The 560-nt window shown below is 71.2% G+C and carries 2 protein-coding genes; both read left to right on the top strand.

Translation table 11 applies throughout. The features are described from left to right. The first annotated feature begins 12 nt into the window (after positions 1 to 12). Positions 13 to 165, top strand: coding sequence for a phage head-tail joining protein (locus ROA7023_RS25790; protein ID WP_121097652.1), 153 nt, complete (start codon positions 13 to 15; stop codon positions 163 to 165). A 3-nt stretch (positions 166 to 168) separates the two neighbouring features. Next, positions 169 to 560 (top strand): phage portal protein (locus tag ROA7023_RS23670; protein WP_234992443.1); only part of this gene is annotated, 392 nt, incomplete at its 3' end.

Here is a 560-nt window from a genome sequence, read left to right as displayed (position 1 = left end):
CGCTCCTCCGGCGTGGCGCGGGTCAGCTATGACGGCAAGACCGTCGAGTATCGCAGCGTGGTCGAGATCGACCGCGCCATCGAGGCGCTGGACCGCGAGATCGCCGCGGCCGAGGGCCGGCGGATCGTGCGGCAGCTGCGTGTGACGTCGACGAAGGGGCTGTGATCCATGGGGCTGTTCGACCGGTTCCGCCGCCAGCCCGCCGGCGGCCCTGCGGGCATGCGTGCGCGCCTCGAAGGGGCGATGTCCCGGCGCCGGTTGCGCGGCTGGAACCCGCCGCTGGAGAACGTCAACGCGCTCGTCGCCTCGGGCGGCCCAAAGCTGCTGGCGCGGGCGCGCGAACTGGTGGTCACCAACGGCTATGCCGCCAATGCCTGCGAGGCCTTCGCCGCCAATCTCGTCGGCGACGGCATCAAGCCGTCTTCGCTGATCGACGACGCGGAGCTTCGGGACCAGGTCCAGCGGCTCTGGCTCGCCTGGACCGACGAGGCGGACGCGGACGGGCTGACGGACTTTTACGGCCTTCAGGCCATGGTCGCGCGAGAGATGTTCGTCGCGGG

The organism is Roseisalinus antarcticus (genome assembly GCF_900172355.1).
Taxonomy (GTDB): domain Bacteria; phylum Pseudomonadota; class Alphaproteobacteria; order Rhodobacterales; family Rhodobacteraceae; genus Oceanicola; species Oceanicola antarcticus_A.
The sequence above is the reverse complement of the archived record's forward strand: the minus strand, read 5'-3'. Positions and strand labels throughout refer to the sequence as shown.